The 17,752-nt window shown below is 69.9% G+C and carries 17 protein-coding genes; 12 read left to right on the top strand and 5 right to left on the bottom strand.

Annotated elements, in window-relative coordinates; translation table 11 throughout:
- The first annotated feature begins 94 nt into the window (after positions 1–94).
- From ACIRRU_RS03785 to ACIRRU_RS03770, 4 genes are all read left to right on the top strand, one after another.
- Entirely contained in the window at positions 95–1,156 is a 1,062-nt protein-coding gene (locus tag ACIRRU_RS03785) for a S1C family serine protease (RefSeq protein ID WP_403675750.1), read from the top strand.
- An 88-nt stretch (positions 1,157–1,244) separates the two neighbouring features.
- A complete protein-coding gene (locus ACIRRU_RS03780; protein WP_403675747.1) occupies positions 1,245–1,982 on the top strand; it encodes a response regulator transcription factor in 738 nt (245 codons plus the stop codon).
- A gap of 14 nt (positions 1,983–1,996) precedes the next feature.
- Positions 1,997–3,451, top strand: coding sequence for a HAMP domain-containing sensor histidine kinase (locus ACIRRU_RS03775; protein WP_363203875.1), 1,455 nt, complete (start codon positions 1,997–1,999; stop codon positions 3,449–3,451).
- 129 nt (positions 3,452–3,580) lie between these two features.
- Positions 3,581–5,005: a DUF4157 domain-containing protein gene (locus ACIRRU_RS03770; RefSeq protein WP_403675744.1), complete on the top strand. Its 1,425-nt coding sequence runs from the start codon at positions 3,581–3,583 to the stop codon at positions 5,003–5,005.
- 15 nt (positions 5,006–5,020) lie between these two features.
- On the opposite strand, the gene ACIRRU_RS03765 is transcribed toward ACIRRU_RS03770, so the two are convergent.
- On the bottom strand, positions 5,021–5,941 hold the full coding sequence (locus ACIRRU_RS03765) for a phosphatidylinositol-specific phospholipase C (RefSeq protein WP_403675742.1): 921 nt from the start codon (positions 5,939–5,941) through the stop codon (positions 5,021–5,023).
- Between the two features lie 181 nt (positions 5,942–6,122).
- Positions 6,123–7,229 (bottom strand): alkene reductase, encoded by a 1,107-nt coding sequence (locus ACIRRU_RS03760; RefSeq protein ID WP_403675739.1) that lies wholly within the window; start codon positions 7,227–7,229, stop codon positions 6,123–6,125.
- 136 nt (positions 7,230–7,365) lie between these two features.
- On the opposite strand from ACIRRU_RS03760, the gene ACIRRU_RS03755 reads away from it, so the two are divergent.
- Positions 7,366–7,743, top strand: coding sequence for a MerR family transcriptional regulator (locus ACIRRU_RS03755; protein WP_403675737.1), 378 nt, complete (start codon positions 7,366–7,368; stop codon positions 7,741–7,743).
- Between the two features lie 971 nt (positions 7,744–8,714).
- Here the strand turns inward: ACIRRU_RS03755 and ACIRRU_RS03750 are convergent.
- Positions 8,715–8,909 carry a DUF397 domain-containing protein gene (locus tag ACIRRU_RS03750; protein WP_161265410.1) on the bottom strand — a complete coding sequence of 65 codons (195 nt, stop codon included), beginning with the start codon at positions 8,907–8,909 and terminating at the stop codon, positions 8,715–8,717.
- 13 nt (positions 8,910–8,922) lie between these two features.
- Positions 8,923–9,774, bottom strand: a complete 852-nt coding sequence (locus tag ACIRRU_RS03745; RefSeq protein ID WP_403675733.1) for a DUF5753 domain-containing protein — start codon at positions 9,772–9,774, stop codon at positions 8,923–8,925.
- Between the two features lie 239 nt (positions 9,775–10,013).
- Between ACIRRU_RS03745 and ACIRRU_RS03740 the strand changes: the two genes are divergently transcribed.
- The 7 genes from ACIRRU_RS03740 to ACIRRU_RS03710 all read left to right on the top strand — a co-directional run bounded on the left by ACIRRU_RS03740 (position 10,014) and on the right by ACIRRU_RS03710 (position 16,172).
- Positions 10,014–10,469: an ATP-binding protein gene (locus ACIRRU_RS03740; RefSeq protein ID WP_403675730.1), complete on the top strand. Its 456-nt coding sequence runs from the start codon at positions 10,014–10,016 to the stop codon at positions 10,467–10,469.
- 544 nt (positions 10,470–11,013) lie between these two features.
- Entirely contained in the window at positions 11,014–11,445 is a 432-nt protein-coding gene (locus ACIRRU_RS03735) for an Rrf2 family transcriptional regulator (RefSeq protein WP_403675727.1), read from the top strand.
- Positions 11,446–11,681: 236 nt separating this feature from the next.
- The gene (locus tag ACIRRU_RS03730) at positions 11,682–12,101 is read left to right on the top strand and encodes a nuclear transport factor 2 family protein (protein WP_403675725.1); all 420 of its coding nucleotides are present in this window, start codon (positions 11,682–11,684) and stop codon (positions 12,099–12,101) included.
- Between the two features lie 78 nt (positions 12,102–12,179).
- Complete coding sequence (locus tag ACIRRU_RS03725) at positions 12,180–12,542, top strand: putative quinol monooxygenase (RefSeq protein WP_403675722.1); 363 nt, start codon at positions 12,180–12,182, stop codon at positions 12,540–12,542.
- A gap of 91 nt (positions 12,543–12,633) precedes the next feature.
- Positions 12,634–13,422, top strand: a complete 789-nt coding sequence (locus ACIRRU_RS03720; RefSeq protein ID WP_403675719.1) for an enoyl-CoA hydratase/isomerase family protein — start codon at positions 12,634–12,636, stop codon at positions 13,420–13,422.
- A gap of 196 nt (positions 13,423–13,618) precedes the next feature.
- Complete coding sequence (locus tag ACIRRU_RS03715; RefSeq protein ID WP_403675716.1) at positions 13,619–14,452, top strand: alpha/beta fold hydrolase; 834 nt, start codon at positions 13,619–13,621, stop codon at positions 14,450–14,452.
- A gap of 529 nt (positions 14,453–14,981) precedes the next feature.
- Positions 14,982–16,172: an MFS transporter gene (locus ACIRRU_RS03710; RefSeq protein WP_403675713.1), complete on the top strand. Its 1,191-nt coding sequence runs from the start codon at positions 14,982–14,984 to the stop codon at positions 16,170–16,172.
- A 629-nt stretch (positions 16,173–16,801) separates the two neighbouring features.
- On the opposite strand, the gene ACIRRU_RS03705 is transcribed toward ACIRRU_RS03710, so the two are convergent.
- Positions 16,802–17,737 (bottom strand): NADP-dependent oxidoreductase, encoded by a 936-nt coding sequence (locus ACIRRU_RS03705; RefSeq protein WP_403675711.1) that lies wholly within the window; start codon positions 17,735–17,737, stop codon positions 16,802–16,804.
- Positions 17,738–17,752 lie beyond the last annotated feature (15 nt).

Genomic DNA, 17,752 nt, shown 5'->3' with positions numbered 1-17,752 from the left:
TCCCCAGCCCTGTCGTCCTTATATCGGGCATACACGGTTCTGCCGGGCTTCTCAGGACGTACTCATCCGCCTCTCATGTTCACCGCCGAGTCTGATGGACATGACGGAGAACCTTCGCCCGAGCGGCGCGCACCCGAGTGACCAGGACCCCACCTCGTACCCCTACGGCACGGCGTACGGCACCGCGCACGACGGCGCGAGCGGAGGCTACCCGCCGCCGCCCCCGTACGCGCCCGCCGCCGGCAGGCGCAAGGCCAAGCGGCCGGTGGCGCTGCTGGCGGCCGTGGCGATCGCGGCGGGCGTGATCGGCGGTGGCACCGCCACCCTGGTCGGCCAGCTGAACGACGGCGGCGGCGCGGCGACCGGCTCCGGGGGCGCGGTCAACGGCACCACGGTCTCGCAGAGCAGCAAGGGCACCGTCGCGGGGGTCGCGGAGGCGGTCTCGCCCGCGATCGTGGAGATCGGGGCGGCCTCGTCGGCCGGCAGGTCCACCGGCTCGGGGGTGGTGATCACCGGGGACGGCGAGATCGTCACCAACAACCACGTGATCTCCGGCGCGCAGCAGATCCAGGTCACCCTCTCCACCGGGAAGACGTACACCGCCGACGTCGTGGGCACCGACCCCGGCAAGGACCTGGCCCTCATCAAGCTCCGGGGCGCGAGCGGCCTGAAGACGGCCACGCTCGGCGACTCCTCCCAGGTCAAGGTCGGCGACGAGGTGGTGGCGATCGGCTCCCCCGAGGGGCTGACCGGTACCGTGACCAGTGGGATCGTCTCCGCGCTCGACCGGGACGTCACGGTCGCCAAGGACGACTCCGGCAGCTCCGGCGGCTCCGGGCAGGGCGGGCAGGGGCAGGGCGGCGGTCAGGAGTGGCCGTTCGAGTTCGGCGGGCGGCAGTTCAACGGCGACACCGGCGAGCAGACGACCACGTACAAGGCGCTCCAGACCGACGCCTCCCTCAACCCCGGCAACTCCGGCGGCGCGCTGATCAACATGGACGGCGAGATCATCGGCATCAACTCCGCGATGTACTCGCCCAGTTCCTCGGCGGCGGGCAGCGGTTCGGCGGCGGGCAGCGTCGGCCTGGGCTTCGCGATCCCGGTGAACACGCTCAAGGCCGACCTGGACACCCTGCGCGCGGGCGGCGGCTCCTGATCCCGCGCGGCGCCCCGGCCGTGCGAGGCTGAGAGCGCCCCCGCGCAGCGGACGGACCAGGCCGGCACGAGAAGAGGACGACACCGCGATGAGCCCCGCCGATGACGATCCGCAGCGCATCCTGATCGTCGACGACGAACCCGCCGTGCGCGAGGCCCTGCGACGCAGCCTCGCCTTCGAGGGCTACGACACCCAGGTCGCGGTCGACGGGTACGACGCCCTGGCGGTGGCCGAGGCGTACGCCCCCCACCTCATCGTCCTGGACATCCAGATGCCCCGGATGGACGGGCTCACCGCCGCCCGCCGCATCCGGGCCACCGGCTCGACCACGCCGATCCTGATGCTCACCGCCCGCGACACCGTCGGGGACCGGGTCACCGGCCTGGACGCGGGCGCCGACGACTACCTGGTCAAACCGTTCGAGCTGGACGAGCTGTTCGCCCGCATCCGGGCCCTGCTGCGCCGCAGTTCGTACGCGGCCCCGGCAGTGGGCACGGACGCCCCCGACATCGACGTGCTGTCCTTCGCGGACCTGCGGATGGACCTGGCGACCCGCGAGGTCACCCGGGGCGCACGGCGGGTGGAGCTGACCCGTACCGAGTTCACGCTGCTGGAGATGTTCCTGTCCCACCCGCGCCAGGTGCTGACCCGCGAGCAGATCCTCAAGGCGGTCTGGGGCTTCGACTTCGAGCCCAGCTCCAACTCCCTGGACGTGTACGTGATGTACCTGCGCCGCAAGACCGAGGCGGGCGGTGAGCCGCGCCTCGTCCACACCGTGCGCGGGGTGGGCTACGCGCTGCGTACCGGCGGGAGCGGCGAGGCGTGAGCACGGTGGGACCCATGGGTGGGACCCGGCCCGCCGCGAACCGGTTCGTACGCCGCTTCCGGGCGCTGCCGCTGCGCTCCCGGCTGGCGCTGCTGGTGGCGACGGCGGTGGCGGTCGCGGTCGCGGCGGTCGCGGTGGCGTGCTGGTTCGTGACCCGGGCCCAGCTGGAGGACCAGCTCGACGACTCGCTGCGCAACGCGAAGATGGACAACGCGCCGATGCGCGATCTGCTGTCCTCGTGCCTGAGCGGCGGGCAGCTGCCCGCCCAGGAGTTCCCCGGCCAGTACACCGTCCAGATCGTCGCGGCCAACGGCGACTACTGCACGGCCCCCAACACGACGCCCGTCCCCGCCCAGCCCGCCGATGTCGCGGTGGCCGCGGGGCGGCGGACCGACACCCTGCACACCACGGAGAACAAGGCCGGACGGGAGATGCGGGTCTACACCCGCAAGCTGCCGCCGGTGGTCGGCTCCGGTCAGGCCAACGACCAGCTCGCGGTCTCCGTCGCCCGCCCGCTCAGCGAGATCGACGCCCCGCTGTCCACGCTCGCCTGGGTGCTGGCCCTGGTCGGCGGCATCGGCGCCGTCGGCGCGGGCGCGGCCGGGCTCTGGGTGGCGCGGGCCGGGCTGCGGCCGGTGGACGAACTCACCGAGGCGGTCGAGCACGTGGCCCGCACGGAGGACCTGACCGTCCGCATCCCGGTCGACGGCGAGGACGAGATCGCCCGCCTCTCCCACTCCTTCAACTCCATGGCCGCGCAGCTCGCCTCCTCCCGCGACCGCCAGTCCCAGCTGATCGCGGACGCGGGCCACGAGCTGCGCACCCCGCTCACCTCGCTGCGCACCAACGTGGAGCTGCTGGCCCGCAGCGACGAGACGGGCCGGGTGATCCCGCCGGAGGACCGCAAGGCGCTGATGGCCTCGGTGAAGGCCCAGATGACGGAGCTGGCGGCGCTGATCGGCGACCTCCAGGAGCTGGCCCGCCCGGACGCGGCGGAGCCCGGACCGCTCCAGGTGGTGGCCCTGCACGACATCACCCGCACCGCCCTGCGGCGCGCCCGGCTGCGCGGCCCCGAGCTGACCATCGCCGAGGACCTGGCCCCCTGGTACGTACGGGCCGAACCGGCCGCCCTGGAGCGGGCGGTCGTCAACGTCCTGGACAACGCGGTGAAGTTCAGCCCGCCGCGCGCCACGATCGACGTCCGGCTGCACCGCGGCGAGCTGACGGTGCGGGACCGGGGCCCCGGCATTCCTGCCGATGAACTCCCGCACGTCTTCGAGCGCTTCTGGCGCTCCCCTTCCGCCCGCCAGCTCCCCGGCTCCGGCCTGGGCCTGTCCATCGTCGCCCGTACGGTGCACCAGGCGGGCGGCGAGATCGCCCTGCGCCCGGCCCCGGACGAGGGCCCCGGCACGGTCGCCGCGATCACCCTGCCGGGGGCCCCGACGCCGCCGCCGACGCCCGGGGGATGAGCGCCGGGGCCACCGTCCCCTGCCGGTCTGCCCCCGCGGACCGCGGGCTCTGCCCCCGTGGCCCTCGCCGCCCGGGGGAACGCCCGTGTATGCAGGAAGACACGGCGACGATCAAGGAAAGGGCTCTTCGTGCGGGCACAGGGCAACGACAGGGCAGGCCGCTCGGGCAGCGGGCAGGACCGGGCCGCGGCCGCGCGGGAGGCGCGGGCCGGGGAGCGGGACGCCGCGGCCGCCGCGCCGCGCGGACTCCTCGCGCTCCAGGGCACCGTGGGCAACGCGGTGGCCGTCCAGATGGTGCGCCGGGCCGCGGCCCGGGACCAGGAGGAGCACCGGCACGGCGCGGGCTGCGCCCATGAGGAGGAGCGGCGGCCCCCCGTGCAGCGCTCCGCCGTCCACGACGTCCTGCGGACCTCCGGCCGCCCCCTGGACGACCCGGTCCGCACGGACATGGAGTCACGGCTCGGCGCGGACTTCTCCGACGTACGCGTCCACGACGACAGCGCCGCGAAGGCGTCCGCCGCCGAGGTCGGCGCCCGCGCCTACACCTCCGGCAACCACGTCGTCATCGGCGACGGCGGCGGGGACGCGCACACCCTCGCCCACGAGCTGACCCACGTCATCCAGCAGCGCCGGGGCCGGGTGGCGGGCACGGACAACGGCGACGGGCTGAAGGTCTCCGACCCCTCCGACCGCTTCGAGCGGGCCGCCGAGGCCAACGCCCGCCGGGTGATGTCCGCCCCGGCCCCCGCGGACGTGCAGCGGGCCCCGGCCCCCTCCGGCCGCCCCGCCGCCGCGGCGGTGGTGCAGCGGGTGGGCGGCGACCCGCAGGAGATGCTCGGGGCGGAGCACTGGAAGAACGAGATGACGGCGGCGGGTCACCCGCTGCTCGCGCCGAAGCAGAAGGGGAAGAAGAAGCCGAAGGCACCCGCGCGGAAGCTGGAGGACATCCTGGCCGATGTGGGCCCCAAGCTCCTGGAACAGCTCAAGGGCCTCAGCGACCGGGGCGAGACCGGCCGGCTGAAGCTCTACCGCACGATGATGGCGTCGGAGGCGATCGCCATCATGAACTGGAAGGGCCTGGCCGCGCCCACGGAGGAGTGGATCAGCTCCCAGACGGAGCGGGAGGGGATCGCCAAGCGCTTCCGCGGCGCGGTGGCGAGCGGCGAGGCGGGGGTCATGCCGGTCGAGAACCACCTGGGAGACGAGGGGCAGGCCGCCGCGTACTTCCGCGACGAGGACGCCCAGGTGATGGTGGAGTTCACGCTGAAGCCCGGCGCGCACGAACTCCTCTTCTCCCCGGAGTACATGGCGGTCTCCGGCGACCAGGGGACCCCGTACCACATCCGCAAGAGCCGGGAGGGCGCCGACGGCGGTGGCTTCCCGGAGGCGGCGGGCGGCGAGGGCTCGCTGCCGGGGTACATCGGGGTGAAGCCGGAGAAGAAGGAGCCGTTCAGCATCTCCCTCGGCAAGAGCGACATCACCCGGCTGCTGTTCCAGCTGTTCGTCGAGGACATGCGGGCGGCCAAGGGCGACAAGAACCTGACGGCCTCCTGACCGCCCGCCCGCGCCTCAGCCCGTGGGGTTGTGCCGGATCAGCGACTCGACCAGCCCGGACCGCTGGTTGGGGTAGTCCATCGGGACGATGCCGAGCCCCGTCCACCCGGCGGTCTCCGAGCGCTCCAGGAAGGAGTGGACCTGGGGGTTGAGCCGGTCGGCGTTCCAGCGGGGCGGCATCAGGGCGGCGGTGGAGACGTAGTTCATGTAGAACTTCCCGGGCTGCTGGGCCGCCTTGCGGAAGTGGGCCTCGATCTTGGGGTACTTGGCGAACGGCTCCGCCATGTAGTCGTCCTGGATGTCGAAGAGGGCGGCGTCGCCGTAACGCACCCCGGGCAGACCGCCGTTGTCCGCGAGCAGCACCACCTTGCCACGGGCCCCGCCCAGGTCGGGGAGGGTGGAGTCGAGGCGGAACAGCGACCGCCAGCCGCGCGCGTCCAGGTAGTCGTCGAAGACCGCCCGGAACGCGGCGTCGCTCGCGGAGGAGTACTCCTGCTTGACCCGCATCAGCACGGTCTCGCTCGGCCGGGCGGCCAGGAAGTCCCGGCAGGCGACGAGGACGTCGCCGAACATCATGTTCTGGAACGAGGCCCCGTGGTGGATCGCGAACGAGCCGTCGATGAGGCGGCAGCGTACGTCCAGGAAGCGGATGCCGCTCTCCAACTGCTGGGCGATCGTGGTGTTCTGGCACTCCGTCCAGGGTCCGCCGAACCGGGCCCCCGCGTCGTGCGCCCCGGGGATCGTCAGCCGCTGGAGCGCGATGGAGCCGGGCAGGGCGCCCATCCAGTCCTGCGTCCCGCGGACCGTCCGGGCCGCCCGGCGCGAGGCGGCGACCGCCGGTGCGGTGCCGACGACGGCGGTGGCGGAGACCGCGAGCGCTCCGGCCAGGAATCCTCGGCGGGTGCTCAGAGGGGTGGACACGCGGGGGGTGGACATGCGGAATGCCTCCAAGAGCCGTGGGGGGCGGGCCCTAGGATTCTGACGCGCGCACGTCACGGCGGGAAGAGGGCAGCGCCCCCGGCCCCCGGCCGACACCTCGACCCCGCGCACCGGAACGCCGGGGGCTCGCACCACACCCTCGACCCCGCGCACCGCCACACCCGCGCGGCCGGCCGAGCTACCCCGCGTGCTGGTAGGCCGGATACGTGACGTACCCCGCGTCACCGCCCTGGAAGTACGTCGCCGCGTCCTCCGCCGCGAGCGGCAGCCCGGCGCGCAGCCGCTCGACCAGGTCCGGGTTGGCGATGAAGGCACGGCCGAAGCTGATGAGGTCCGCGCCGAGCCCGATCCAGCGGTCGGCGTCCGGTCGTTCGGCCCGCCGCGCCCCCATCGGCAGCACCGGGTTCATGATCAGGGCGCCGGGCCACGCGCGCCGCAGGCCCACCAGCACCTCGTCGTCCACGGTCGCCTCCAGGTGCACGTACGCGAGGCCGAGAGGCGCCAACTCCCCCAGCAGCGCGGCGTACAGCTCCGCCACGTCGTCCTCCTGGACGCCCCAGAACGCCCCGCCCGGCGACAGCCGGATCCCGGTCCGCTCCGCGCCCACGGCCGCCACGGTCGCCTCCACCGCCTCGACGGCGAACCGGATGCGGTTGGCGACGGACCCCCCGTACAGGTCGGTCCGCAGGTTGGCGTTGGAGGAGAGGAACTGCGAGATCAAGTAGCCGTTCGCGCCGTGGAGTTCGACGCCGTCGAACCCGGCGTCGACGGCCCGGCGGGCGGCCGAGGCGTAGGACCGGGCGTGCTCGGGGACCTCGGCGGTCTCCAGGGCGCGGGGCATGGGGGCGGTCTGGGGGCCGGTCGGCGTGAAGACCTCGCCGACGGCCGGGACGGCGGAGGGTCCGACCGGCACCAGTCCGGTCGTGTCCGGATGCGAGACCCGGCCGCCGTGCATGATCTGCGCGAAGATCCGGCCGCCGTTCGCGTGCACCGCGGCGGTGACCGGCCGCCACGAGGCGACCTGTTCGTCGGTGTACAGCCCCGGTGTGCCCGGGTTCGACTGCCCGATCAGACTCGGCTGCACGCCCTCGGTCACGATGAGCCCGGCGGTGGCCCGCTGCGCGTAGTACGTCGCCATCGACGGCGTCGCCAGTCCGCCGTCGGCGGCGCGGACGCGGGTCATGGGAGCCATCACGACCCGGTTGGGCAGGGTGAGACCACCGAGGCGGTAGCCGGTGAAAAGGGTCTCGGAGCCGATCTGGGCCGGGGTGTCGGTCAGGGTCATGCCGTCCGTCCTCCTCGTGACGTGGTGCCCGCGAGCCGGACACTGCGGTTACGCTAAAACCTGACATCAATGTCAGAGGCAAGGACCGCAGGTCAGCGGCTCACCGAGCGGCGTGACCCGGCGAAAGGGCGGACGTATGCGTATCGGAGAACTCGCGGCGGCGGCCGGCGTCAGCGTCCGGTCCCTGCGGTACTACGAGGAGCAGGGCCTGCTCACCAGTACGCGCAGCCCCAGCGGACAGCGGCACTTCCGGGACGCCGATGTCGACCGGGTCGCCTTCGTCCAGCGGCTGTACGCGGCGGGCCTGTCCAGCCGCACCATCACGGAGCTGCTGCCCTGCGTGGACACCCCGAGCGAGGCGACGTCCGATGCCGCCATGGAACGGATGGAGCAGGAACGCGAACGTCTCTCCGCCCACATCGAGGAACTGCTGCACACCCGGGACGCGCTGGACAGGGTGATGGCGACGAACCGGGCCCACCGCAAGACGCTGCGCCGGGCCACGGCGGCCTGACCCGCACCCCCTCCGGAGGCCGGCCGAGCCTGGCGGTGGCGTAGACCTCGATGGCGTCCCGCCGGAGCGCGAGGTCGACCGGACGGGCAGGGGCGGCCGGACGGGCAGAGGCGGCCAGGCCCGGCGCGATGGCCTCGTACGCGCGGCGGTCAGCGCTCCCGCGGACGGGGCACGCACACGCCGCACGGCGTCTCCCGCGCGGGCCGCCCGCACGCCGGATCCCCAGAGGCCGCCGGACCTCCAGGGACCATCGGATCCCCAGAGGCCACCGGACCCCCAGGGACCGCCGGATCCCCAGGGACCGCGGGAACTCCAGAGGCCACCGGAACCGAGGGGTCCGCAGAGCCGAGCGATTGGGCGCGGCGCGGGCGAACGACCCACTCGCTCCACCCGCCCCCGTGCCGCAGCGACAACCCACAGGTAAGCCCGCCGTGCAGGGCGCCGAGGGCCTGTACGCGACCCGGCCCTTCGGCCCATCCGAGCACCGGGCTCTCCGCCTCCGGTAACCCGGCGAGCAGGGCCCGCGCCTCGTCCCGGATGCGCTGGATCGCCAACTCGGGCGTGGCGGCGGAGTACCGCGCGAAGCAGTCGGGCTCGCCGCGATCCTCCGAGGCGTAGGTGGACCGCTCGCACCAGTAGACGTACGGGGTGGAGTCGGCGGGGTCCGGGACGTGTTCGAGCATGGCGCGACCTCCGGGCAGGACGCCAGGTACGCCCCCTGCCCGCCGCCGGCGTGACGAGCCGCGGATCGGGGGGCGCCCTGGCTCACGGCTCCCCCAACGGGCGCAGGCGGAAGGGGAGTTGGCCGCCAGGTGACGATGACGGCACACCAGGAAGCTAGCGCGCCGGGCGCACCCGTATCAAGTGTTTGACGTCTAACGAGTGATTCTCGGCGAACGAACAAGTGATACGAACGGCAAGTGGCCCCCGTCTGCGCCGACGAGGGCCACTCACTACCGGATCACGAAGGCTCAGGCGAAGTCGTCGAACTCGCCTTCCTTCGCCCCTCCGAGGAACGCCCGGAGCTTGGCTCGCGTCGTGCGGACGACCACGTCGGGGTTGTCGCTCTCGCGCAGCAGGATCTCGCCACCGTGCTCGGCAAGCTCCAGGCAGTTGTTGCCCTCGGCCCCTGAGGACTTCGAGGACTTGCGCCACTGAATTTCCACGTACCTCACGCCTTCACACTTGTTGTGCGATCTCACGGATGAAGTCTCTCGACTTCGGAGGGTCGAGAGACAGTCCCTCGACCCGGTCCATCGTTGCCCGGTAGTTCGCCAGACGCGTCTCGGCGTCCAGGAACGCGGGCCCGGTCGCCGAGTCCGTCTGCACGGTATCCAGCTGCGGAACAGGACCGTAGAAATAATGCGTGGAACTTCCCGTCTCCGGGAAACCACCTGCGGCGAACGGGACGACCTTCACGATGACATTGTCACGCTCGGACTCGCGGAGCAGGTACGCCAACTGCCCCCGCGCGACGGCGGAGTCGCCGTAGACCATCCGCAGCGCCGCCTCATGGATGAGGAAGGTGCAGGTGGGCGGGGTCTCCCGGTCCAGGACGTCCCGGCGCTTCAGCCGGTGGGAGAGGAGCCGGCGCCTGCGGGCCAACGGCAGCTCGGGCACCGCTTCGGCGAAGACGGCCCGCGCGTAGTCCTCGCTCTGGATCAGCCCCGGCATGTGCATGAGCTGCACCGACCGGATGCCCGCCGCATGGTGTTCCAGCTCGGCCAGATCGAGCGGCCCGCTGGTCAGCTCGTTGCGGTAGTCCTCCCACCAGCCACGCCCGCGCTCCTCCGCCATCGCGGCGAGCGCTGCCACGTACGCCTCATCGGCGCACGCGTAACCCGCCGCCCAGGTACGGACCCGCTCACCGCTCACGCCGAAGCGGCCCGACTCCGTGTTGCTGATGGTGGTGCGGTCCGTACTGAGCAGGGCGGCGGCCTCGGCGAGGGCGAGTCCCGCGTTCTGCCGCATCTTGCGCAGCTCGATCCCCACCCGGCACTGCCGCGCCGTGGGCGCCTTCCTCGGTGGCATCGGCCCCTCCTTCTGTCGCCCCACAGTGTCACTGAGCCCCTCACGGTAATCCATCTGGTTACTCAATGGTCCATCTAGGTAAAACTAGTGAGACTTCGCGCTATGGTCCCCTCAGCGCCGCACTTCAAAGGACCGAAGTACGCCTGTGGAGAGGCATGTTCACATGCGCCCACGCAGCCATCAGCACGGGTCCGAGGCGGCAATCCAGCTCGCAGACCCGGACCTCAGGGGAGACCGACATGTTCGCTGCAACCCCAACTCCCGTACAGCCGAACCCCCTTGGGGGCGAGAGCTACCGCCTCACCCTCCCGAACACCGCCAACGCCCCCAGGCTCGCGCGGGACTTCCTCACCTCGCTTCTGCATCTGAGCCGCCATCCCGGGCTGGTCGACGACGCCCGCCTCTGCGTCACCGAGCTGGTCACCAACGCCCACCGCCACACCCGTACACACCTCATCCGGGTCCACGTGACCGTCAACCGGAAGCGGGTCACCGTCGCCGTAACGGATGACGGCGGCCCGGCGGGCACGACGTTCACCCCGGCCTCGCGGCCGGACCAGGAGCGGGAGAGCGGGCGCGGGCTCGTCCTCGTGGAGAGCCTGGCACTGGCATGGGGAACGGGCACCGGGGGCGAGCGGCACCCCGAGCGCACGGTGGTGTGGTTCACCCTGGGGCGGCCCGAGGTGACGACGTGAGTCTCGCGGCGTGGGGCTTCCCGGTGGTCGCCTTGGTCGTCGGCGCGCTCGGCGCCGGGATCGCACTCGGACCTGGACCTGGACCCGGACCTGGCCGGACGAGGCAGCGGGCGAGCGTCCCCGTTCCGAACGCACCCGTCCCGAACGCACCCGTCCCGGGCGCACCAGGAGCGGCGCCACCGGAACCCGACCGACGGCAATCGGTCGACGGACGGCGCGGCGAACCACGGTGACGGCGTCGGCCGGGCGGGACGGACCCCGCCCCTGACGGCAGACCGTCGTCAGCCGCCGCCCTGACGCCCCGCCGGATCGGTGAGTGAGGCGAGGCGGTTTTCCGGGGTGTCCAGCCAGACCCGCTGCCCATGGGCCGGAGCCAGAACTCGTCGACAAACGCTGTCGCGAGAAGCGATCGAAGCCAGGGCCAGATGTGCAGCCCGACCGGTGGCACCCCTCGCAGAGGACGGCCGAAACAGATTCACCGACGGCTGTCGTAACATTTACCGTTACGATAGGCTTGTCGAAGGCGAGGGAGGTGAGGTCCGGGGTGAGCGCCAACAGCAGGCTGACCATCGCAGCGCATGCCCTCACGTGGATAGGGCTGTATCAGCGTCGCGGGCACGAGGTCGCCACGTCTGAGCAGATCGCGACGAGCGTCAACACCAATCCGGTGGTGATCCGTCGCCTCCTGGGCGAGCTGCGCAGGGCCGGCCTTGTCGACTCGCGGCGAGGCGCGGGCGCGGGATGGACGCTGTCGCGGGACCTGGCGGCAATCACTTTGCTCGATATCCACGAAGCGATCGGCGCCGGGCCCATTTTCGCCCTGCACCGCTCGACGCCCGATCCCGAGTGTGTCGTGGGGCTCGGTATAGGACCGGCCCTGACCTCCGTCTACGACGGTCTCGAGGCCGTTCTGCGCAGGGAGCTGGCGAGAACTACGCTGGAGGATGTCCTGCAAGACGTTCTGAGAGCCCGTTGAATCCCGGCGTCAACGAAGACAAGCCTTTGCGCTGATGTAACAAAAGTTGTCACCTTCACGCGTGGGGGACCGCGTGGAGCTCCTGGACGGCGAAGCCGAAGCATCAATCGGCATGGGTCTTGCCACTGCGCACCGGAGTTCCGCCCGAAGGAATAGCGGCGCGACTCCGTTTCAGCGATGAAGCGCACCCGCGTATTCCACGCCGAACTTCAAGGACGAGAGGAAAGGAAAACGCAATGCCTACAGATAGCCAGACGTCACGGTCAGTTGCTGATCAGTTTGTTCAGCGCCTCGGCGGGCAGGACCAGGACGGCATACAGGAACTGTTCGCGGCGGACATCGACTGGTACGTCCCCGGCAGCGACAGCCTGCCGTGGACCGGCCGCCGCATCCGCCGGGAGGAAGTCGCGCCATACTTCACCACCATGTGGCCGCATTTCGTTGCCGGTAAAAGCAAGGTCGCACTGGACCGCATCGTCGTCGACGGCGGTGACGTGATACTGCTCGGGATCTTCACGCATACCGTCGCGGCCACCGGCAAGGAGTTCACCACTCCGTCAGCCATGCACCTCGTGGTCGAAGACGGTGAGATCGTCCGCATGCACCTCTACGAGGACACGCTGAGCGTCGCCGAGGCGTTCAAGGCCGATTCATAGCTACAGAATTCCTGGATGCCTTCCCACTCCCAAGCCTCACGCGCGACGAGTTTCCGTACACGAAAACGAGGAAGAAAAATGATTGAACAGGACAAGAACCAGCCCACCGAGGTGGTCTTCAGCACGTACTACCGGGTGCATCCGGAGGACCGCCAGAAGTTCATCGACGCGGTAACACCCCACCTGGCGGTCGAAGCCCGGATTCCCGGTGTCATCTACTACGTATTCGCGCAGGACATCACCGATCCGAACACATTCCACCTCTCGGAGGGCTTCCGCGACCAAACAGCGATCGATGAGCACAATCGGTCTTCCGCCTTCGCCGACGCACTGCGTGAGGTCATGGGATCGGTACGCATCCTCGAACACCAGGCGCAGCGCTATGAGGTCAGCTCCCAGGGGGCGGGCGACCCGCCCGGCGGAGTCAGGCTGGCCCGGTAAGCCGCCACGGACGGCTTCGTCATCGTGCAACCAGGCTGAGGACGGCCACGCAGGCCGAGTCAGCGCACAGAATGAGCGACAGGAGAGCGCCGTGAAGAATGTCGAGTTCAAGCGCAAGGGTGACACCGGGATCATCGTCCTCGGTAATCCGCCGGATCATCAGCTCAGTCGGGCATTCGCCGATGACCTCCTCGTCAGCGTGCACGAGGCAAGCGTCAGCGACATCCGGGCACTGGTCATCCGTGCGGAGGGACCCAACTTCGGTACGGGAGGCGATGTCCCTGAGTGGCCGGGCAAGGACGAGAACTGGTTCCGGACCTTCATCGCCGAGGTCAACCAGGCGTACACGGCCATCGAAGCTTTGCGCATCCCGGTCATCGCAGCGGTGCAGGGTCAGGTGGTCAGCGGACACTACGAGTTGGCGCTCCGGGCCGACCTCATTCTCGCTGCCGAGTCGGCTACGTTCACCTGGGTCGAGCCGACTTCGGCCATGACGCCACTGGCGGGCGGGGTCCAACGCCTGACCGAACGCATCGGCCGGAGCCGGGCAACCGCGCACATCATGCTCGCCCAGACGATCAGCGCCACCGACGCCGAGCGTTTCGGGCTCGTGCACCAAGTGGTACCGGACAACCAGCTCGAAGGGTCGGCTCTCGCCCTCGGAGAACGCCTCGCCGCCGGGGCGACGAAGTCCCACGCCGCCACCAAGGCACTCATCAAGGCATGGTCGGCCGGCGGTGTCCCCGGCGCGGACGCGCTGATGCTCGATCTGTCCATGGATCTGTTCACCACCACCGACGCCCAGCAGGCCTTCGCCGCGATCACCCGGTCGAAGTCAGCCGACGAGCCATACACTCCCCCGAAGTTCTCCGGCCAGTAGCCCTCCTCAGGCCGCCGTGCGTCCTGACGCCGCTCCGCGTGAGTCGCGCAGCGGCGTCGGGACGGTAGCGGCCCAGGGCACCTGCACATCGAGGGCCATCGCGCTGACGTATGGCGCCTCACTCCTGCCGGGGCTCTGAACGCTCTTTCAACAGCCTGCCACTACGAACAGCAAGGTAAAGAGAATGCGGAAATCTATGCCCGTCGTGCTGGTACACGGTTTCTGGCACGGCAGTTGGTGCTGGAGCCTCGTATCCGAGCAGCTGGCCGGTCACGGCGTACAGTCGGTCGCAGTCGACCTCGACGGCCACGGGTTGAAGGGATCCGCACCACGCAGCCATGGTGCACGTCCGTTCGACGCGACAGCGTTCGCGACCGAGCCGTCAGCGGTGGCACGGCTTACCGCGACAGCCGCGGCGACAGACCTGGTCGAGCGGCTACGCGTCATCGGCTCCGGGCAGCCGTGCCTCGTCGTTGCGCACAGCATGGGCGGTGTCATCGCCACCGCGGCCGCGGAACTCGCCCCGGAGCTCGTCGGCGGACTCCTCTACGTGTCAGCGTTCGCACCGGTAGCCGGGGTGCCGGCGGCTCACTACAACACCTACCCGGAGAACGCGGGCGAGAAGATAACCAAGCTGATCGCGGCCGATCCTGCCGAGGTCGGCGCGGTACGCATCGACACTCGCGACCCCGACAGGCACGACGAGATCAAAGACGCCTTCTACAACGACGTCGACGACCGTACCGCGCACGCCGCCATCGCCCTGCTCCAGCCGGACGCCCCGGTCGGGTTCCCCGCCGCCGAACTGACCGTCACCGAGCAGCGATACGGCAACATCCCCCACTCCTACGTGGTCTGCCTCCGCGACAACGTCATTCCCCCGGCGCTCCAGTACCGCGTCATCAAGGACATCGACGCCGTGTCGTCCTCACCGACCACCGTGACCGAGCTCGACACCTCACACTCCCCGTTCCTGTCTCAGCCCGCCGCACTCGCCACGACCATCACCGCAGCACTCGCCGCCACCTGAGCCCCGACCGCTCCAGCACACAAGAGGCCCCAGCCGCACAGCCCGTGGGCCGTGCTCGGCGCGGGGCAGAGCCCGCCCCGGTGGTGCGCGCCGCGCCGCCGGGGTGCGGCCGCCCGGCCCAGGCCGTCGCAGGCCAGGTGACCCTTACCCACATCGTGGCAGCACCGTGCGCGCGGTCCTGAACGAGCGAGTAGTTATGGATTTTCAAATACAGAACGTGTACGATGACGATCACGTCAGGCTGGAACGGATCTGACGAGGTCGCGGCACCCCTTGCCGGTGAGACGCAGTTCGGTGCGCACCTCGGCGGAACGTCTCGCCCTAAGGGCTGCGATTTCCGCCATCGACCTCGGGGGTCCGCATCCTCGTACGGCCGGGCGGGGAAGCCAGCAGGGCTTCAGGAGGTCGTGGATCTCAATATTGGCGTTCGCAAGGTTGCACTGGAGCAGATATCGCGATGGTGCCGTAGCACGCCCAAGTTTTGTACCTGAAAGTACAGTAAAATTTTCCACGCCTAGGGATTGCTGCTGTGAAGAAACATCTGTACCTGTTGATGTTGACGATGCTCATTGTCGTCTCGAGTGAACTGCAGATACCGGCCATGATGCCGGAGATGGCTCGCAGCCTCGAGGTGAGCACGGGAGCGATCGGCCTGCTCGTCTCTATTTTCGCGCTCGGCATGGCTCTCGGGGGGCCGTTGATCGCCTACGTACTGAGGCACCGTCCGCCCAAACAGGCATTGCTTGCCGTGGTTGCCGTGTACGCGGTTCCCGAAATGCTTCTGCCAGTCGTGCACGAATACTGGTGGGTTGCCGTCATGCGTCTCGCGACGGGATGTCTGGCGGGGGCTGCGGTCGGCCTCTCGCTCGCATATGCGATGAGAATCGCCCCGAGCATGGAGAAGATCGGTGAAGCCGTCGCAATTGTGCTCAGCGGCATCATGCTCGGCACCATCGTCGGGCTTCCCTTGTCACACTTCATCGCTGGCCGCTGGAACTGGCAAGCCACGTTCTACGTCCTCGGCGCCGCGGCATTGGCGGTTTTCTTCATCTGCCTCCTGGCTCTCCCCCCGAAGGAGGCGGCAAGCGCGGGCGATACTGCGAAAGATCTGCGCAACCTCCGGTCACCTCGCCTGTGGTCCCGGTATCTCGTCAGCTTCTTGACCATCGGTTCCACGTACGCGGCGTTCTCGTACTTCACTCCGTTCCTGGAGGAGTATGCGGAATTCAGTGCCAGGGAGACAACGCTGATCCTGTTGGCCTATGGCCTCTGTGCGCTTGTAGGCAACGCAATCGTCGGAAAACTCGCTGACAAGCACGCCATCGGCGTGCTGCGTGTCGGCCATGCCCTGCTCTTTGTTTCCATGAGCGTGCTGGCCCTTACGGGAAAAATACAGCCACTGATTCTTGCCATGGTCCTGGTAGTCGGTCTGGCAGGTGTTTCGATGAACCCGCCACTGGTCACCCGGGTCATCGAGGTTGGTGGAAACGGAAGCCTCGTCAGCACCTTCCACGCCTCTGTCATCACGCTGGGAATCACCGTCGGTACAGCCATAAGCGCGTTCGCGATCGACTCTTTCAGAGGCGACCTCACAGTCGCCATGTGGACGGGTGCCGTCTTCGCCGTCCTCGCGACAGTCGCACTGGCCTTCCAAAATAGGAGAAAGCGAGCTCCGGTGACACATCAGACCGTGCATGGAGACCAACGCGTGGAGGTCTAGACATTCCGTACCGGGAGGTCGTGAAGGAAGGCGAGGAAGTGATCGGCGGCACTCGATGACGGTACGGCCATCGAGTGCCGGCACACCGGCCACGCTGGCAGGAATACGGGGCCGGCCGACCGCGAGGACGACGATGTCAGCCGCTGCGGCCCCCTCCGGCGGACCTCTGTCTGTGCGAGCCGACCCAGCTGGTCGGCGAGAGGGGGCGGAGAACCAGGACCGCGCCGGTGCCCTCAGCATGCTTTCGCGGCCGAGAAGCCGGCTCGGCCTGGTGACACTCATGCCACAACGGGCCCAACCGGGCGATGAGTTCGGCGATCACATCGGCCGACAGGCCAGTGATCCGGTGGTTGCTGACGATCACTGCACGAGTCACGTTCCGCGCCACCCGACCACGAGCAACCATGCAGAGCTCGACCTCTCACCACCTACCGTGCACGAGATCGCCAGGTGCGGCACCTCGTCGACGATCCCAGCCGTGCCAGTCGGAACCGTCGAAGCTGCCTGGGGACCGGTATCAGCGGTCACACCGCCCTCCCCCGCACCGAGTGACGGGTATCCCGTGTCTCGTCACCGGCAGCCGCCCCTGCCTGTAAGCGGGCCCGGCAGGGGCGCGGAAAGCGTCCCGCTCAGGGAACGAGAACGACCGTCTTGCCGGGCAGACGGCCCGCCTTGGCCTCCGCGTGCACGGCGGCCAGGTCCGCCACCGAGCGGTAGGCGCCGATGTGGATCCGGACCGCGCCGGCATCGACCTTGCCGACCAGCTCGGCCAGCTGCCTGCCGTCGGGGCGGACGAACAGGTTCGCGCTGCGCACACCCCGGGCCGGATCCTCCGGGACCCGGCCCGCCGTGCTCGCGGCGACACCGCCATCGGCGACGTAGGCCGTCAGCTGCGCGAGCTCGTCGGCGGAGACCCGCACGTGGTTGACCACGACGTCGAACGGGCCGCCCGCCGCAGCCGCGCCCGCAGCGAGGTCGAGCGGCCCGAGGACCCGGTGGGCACCGTAGCTCCGCAGGCGCTCGGCGTGCTGTTCCGCATCGACTGCGGTCACCTTCGCACCCGCGTCGACAGCGAGCTGCACCACCAGGCTGCCCACCCCACCGCCCGCTCCGTTGACCAGGACGGATTGGCCGGACCTCAGCTCGGCGAGCTCGAACGCCGTCTGCCATGCTGCGAGGCCCGTCAGGGGAAGGGCGGCGGCGTCGGCCAGTTCGACCGTCCGGGGCGCCGCTGCCAGGGACCCGGCCGGTACGGCGACGTACTCGGCGGCGCCACCGGCGGAGTCGAGCGGCAGCATCGCCACCACCGGGTCGCCCGCCTGGAAGCCCGTGACACCCGCGCCGCGTTCCTCCACCGTTCCCGCCAAATCGATCCCGGACACGTACGGGAGCGTGATCGGGATCATCTCGGCAAGGGCTCCGGCCCGAATGTGGTCATCGACGGGATTGAACGATGTCGCGGCCACGCGCACCAGCACCTGCCCCGGGCCGGGAACGGGACGATCGACGTCTTCGTAGCGCAGCACCTCACTGCTGCCGAATTCGTGGAAACGCACTGCCTTCATGGAACTTTCCTCCAG

The sequence above is a fragment of the Streptomyces sp. NPDC101181 genome (genome assembly GCF_044767975.1).
Classification (GTDB): Bacteria; Actinomycetota; Actinomycetes; order Streptomycetales; family Streptomycetaceae; genus Streptomyces.
The sequence above is the reverse complement of the archived record's forward strand: the minus strand, read 5'-3'. Positions and strand labels throughout refer to the sequence as shown.

Excerpts from the sequence above, each read along its gene's own strand:
- ACIRRU_RS03740 (WP_403675730.1), top strand. The coding sequence starts at position 10,014 with ATGTTCGCTGCAACCCCAACTCCCGTACAGCCGAACCCCCTTGGGGGC.
- ACIRRU_RS03715 (WP_403675716.1), top strand. The coding sequence starts at position 13,619 with ATGCCCGTCGTGCTGGTACACGGTTTCTGGCACGGCAGTTGGTGCTGG.
- ACIRRU_RS03730 (WP_403675725.1), top strand. The coding sequence starts at position 11,682 with ATGCCTACAGATAGCCAGACGTCACGGTCAGTTGCTGATCAGTTTGTT.
- ACIRRU_RS03725 (WP_403675722.1), top strand. The coding sequence starts at position 12,180 with ATGATTGAACAGGACAAGAACCAGCCCACCGAGGTGGTCTTCAGCACG.
- ACIRRU_RS03765 (WP_403675742.1), bottom strand. The coding sequence starts at position 5,941 with ATGTCCACCCCCCGCGTGTCCACCCCTCTGAGCACCCGCCGAGGATTC.
- ACIRRU_RS03745 (WP_403675733.1), bottom strand. The coding sequence starts at position 9,774 with ATGCCACCGAGGAAGGCGCCCACGGCGCGGCAGTGCCGGGTGGGGATC.
- ACIRRU_RS03775 (WP_363203875.1), top strand. The coding sequence starts at position 1,997 with ATGGGTGGGACCCGGCCCGCCGCGAACCGGTTCGTACGCCGCTTCCGG.
- ACIRRU_RS03785 (WP_403675750.1), top strand. The coding sequence starts at position 95 with ATGGACATGACGGAGAACCTTCGCCCGAGCGGCGCGCACCCGAGTGAC.
- ACIRRU_RS03780 (WP_403675747.1), top strand. The coding sequence starts at position 1,245 with ATGAGCCCCGCCGATGACGATCCGCAGCGCATCCTGATCGTCGACGAC.
- ACIRRU_RS03705 (WP_403675711.1), bottom strand. The coding sequence starts at position 17,737 with ATGAAGGCAGTGCGTTTCCACGAATTCGGCAGCAGTGAGGTGCTGCGC.
- ACIRRU_RS03755 (WP_403675737.1), top strand. The coding sequence starts at position 7,366 with ATGCGTATCGGAGAACTCGCGGCGGCGGCCGGCGTCAGCGTCCGGTCC.
- ACIRRU_RS03760 (WP_403675739.1), bottom strand. The coding sequence starts at position 7,229 with ATGACCCTGACCGACACCCCGGCCCAGATCGGCTCCGAGACCCTTTTC.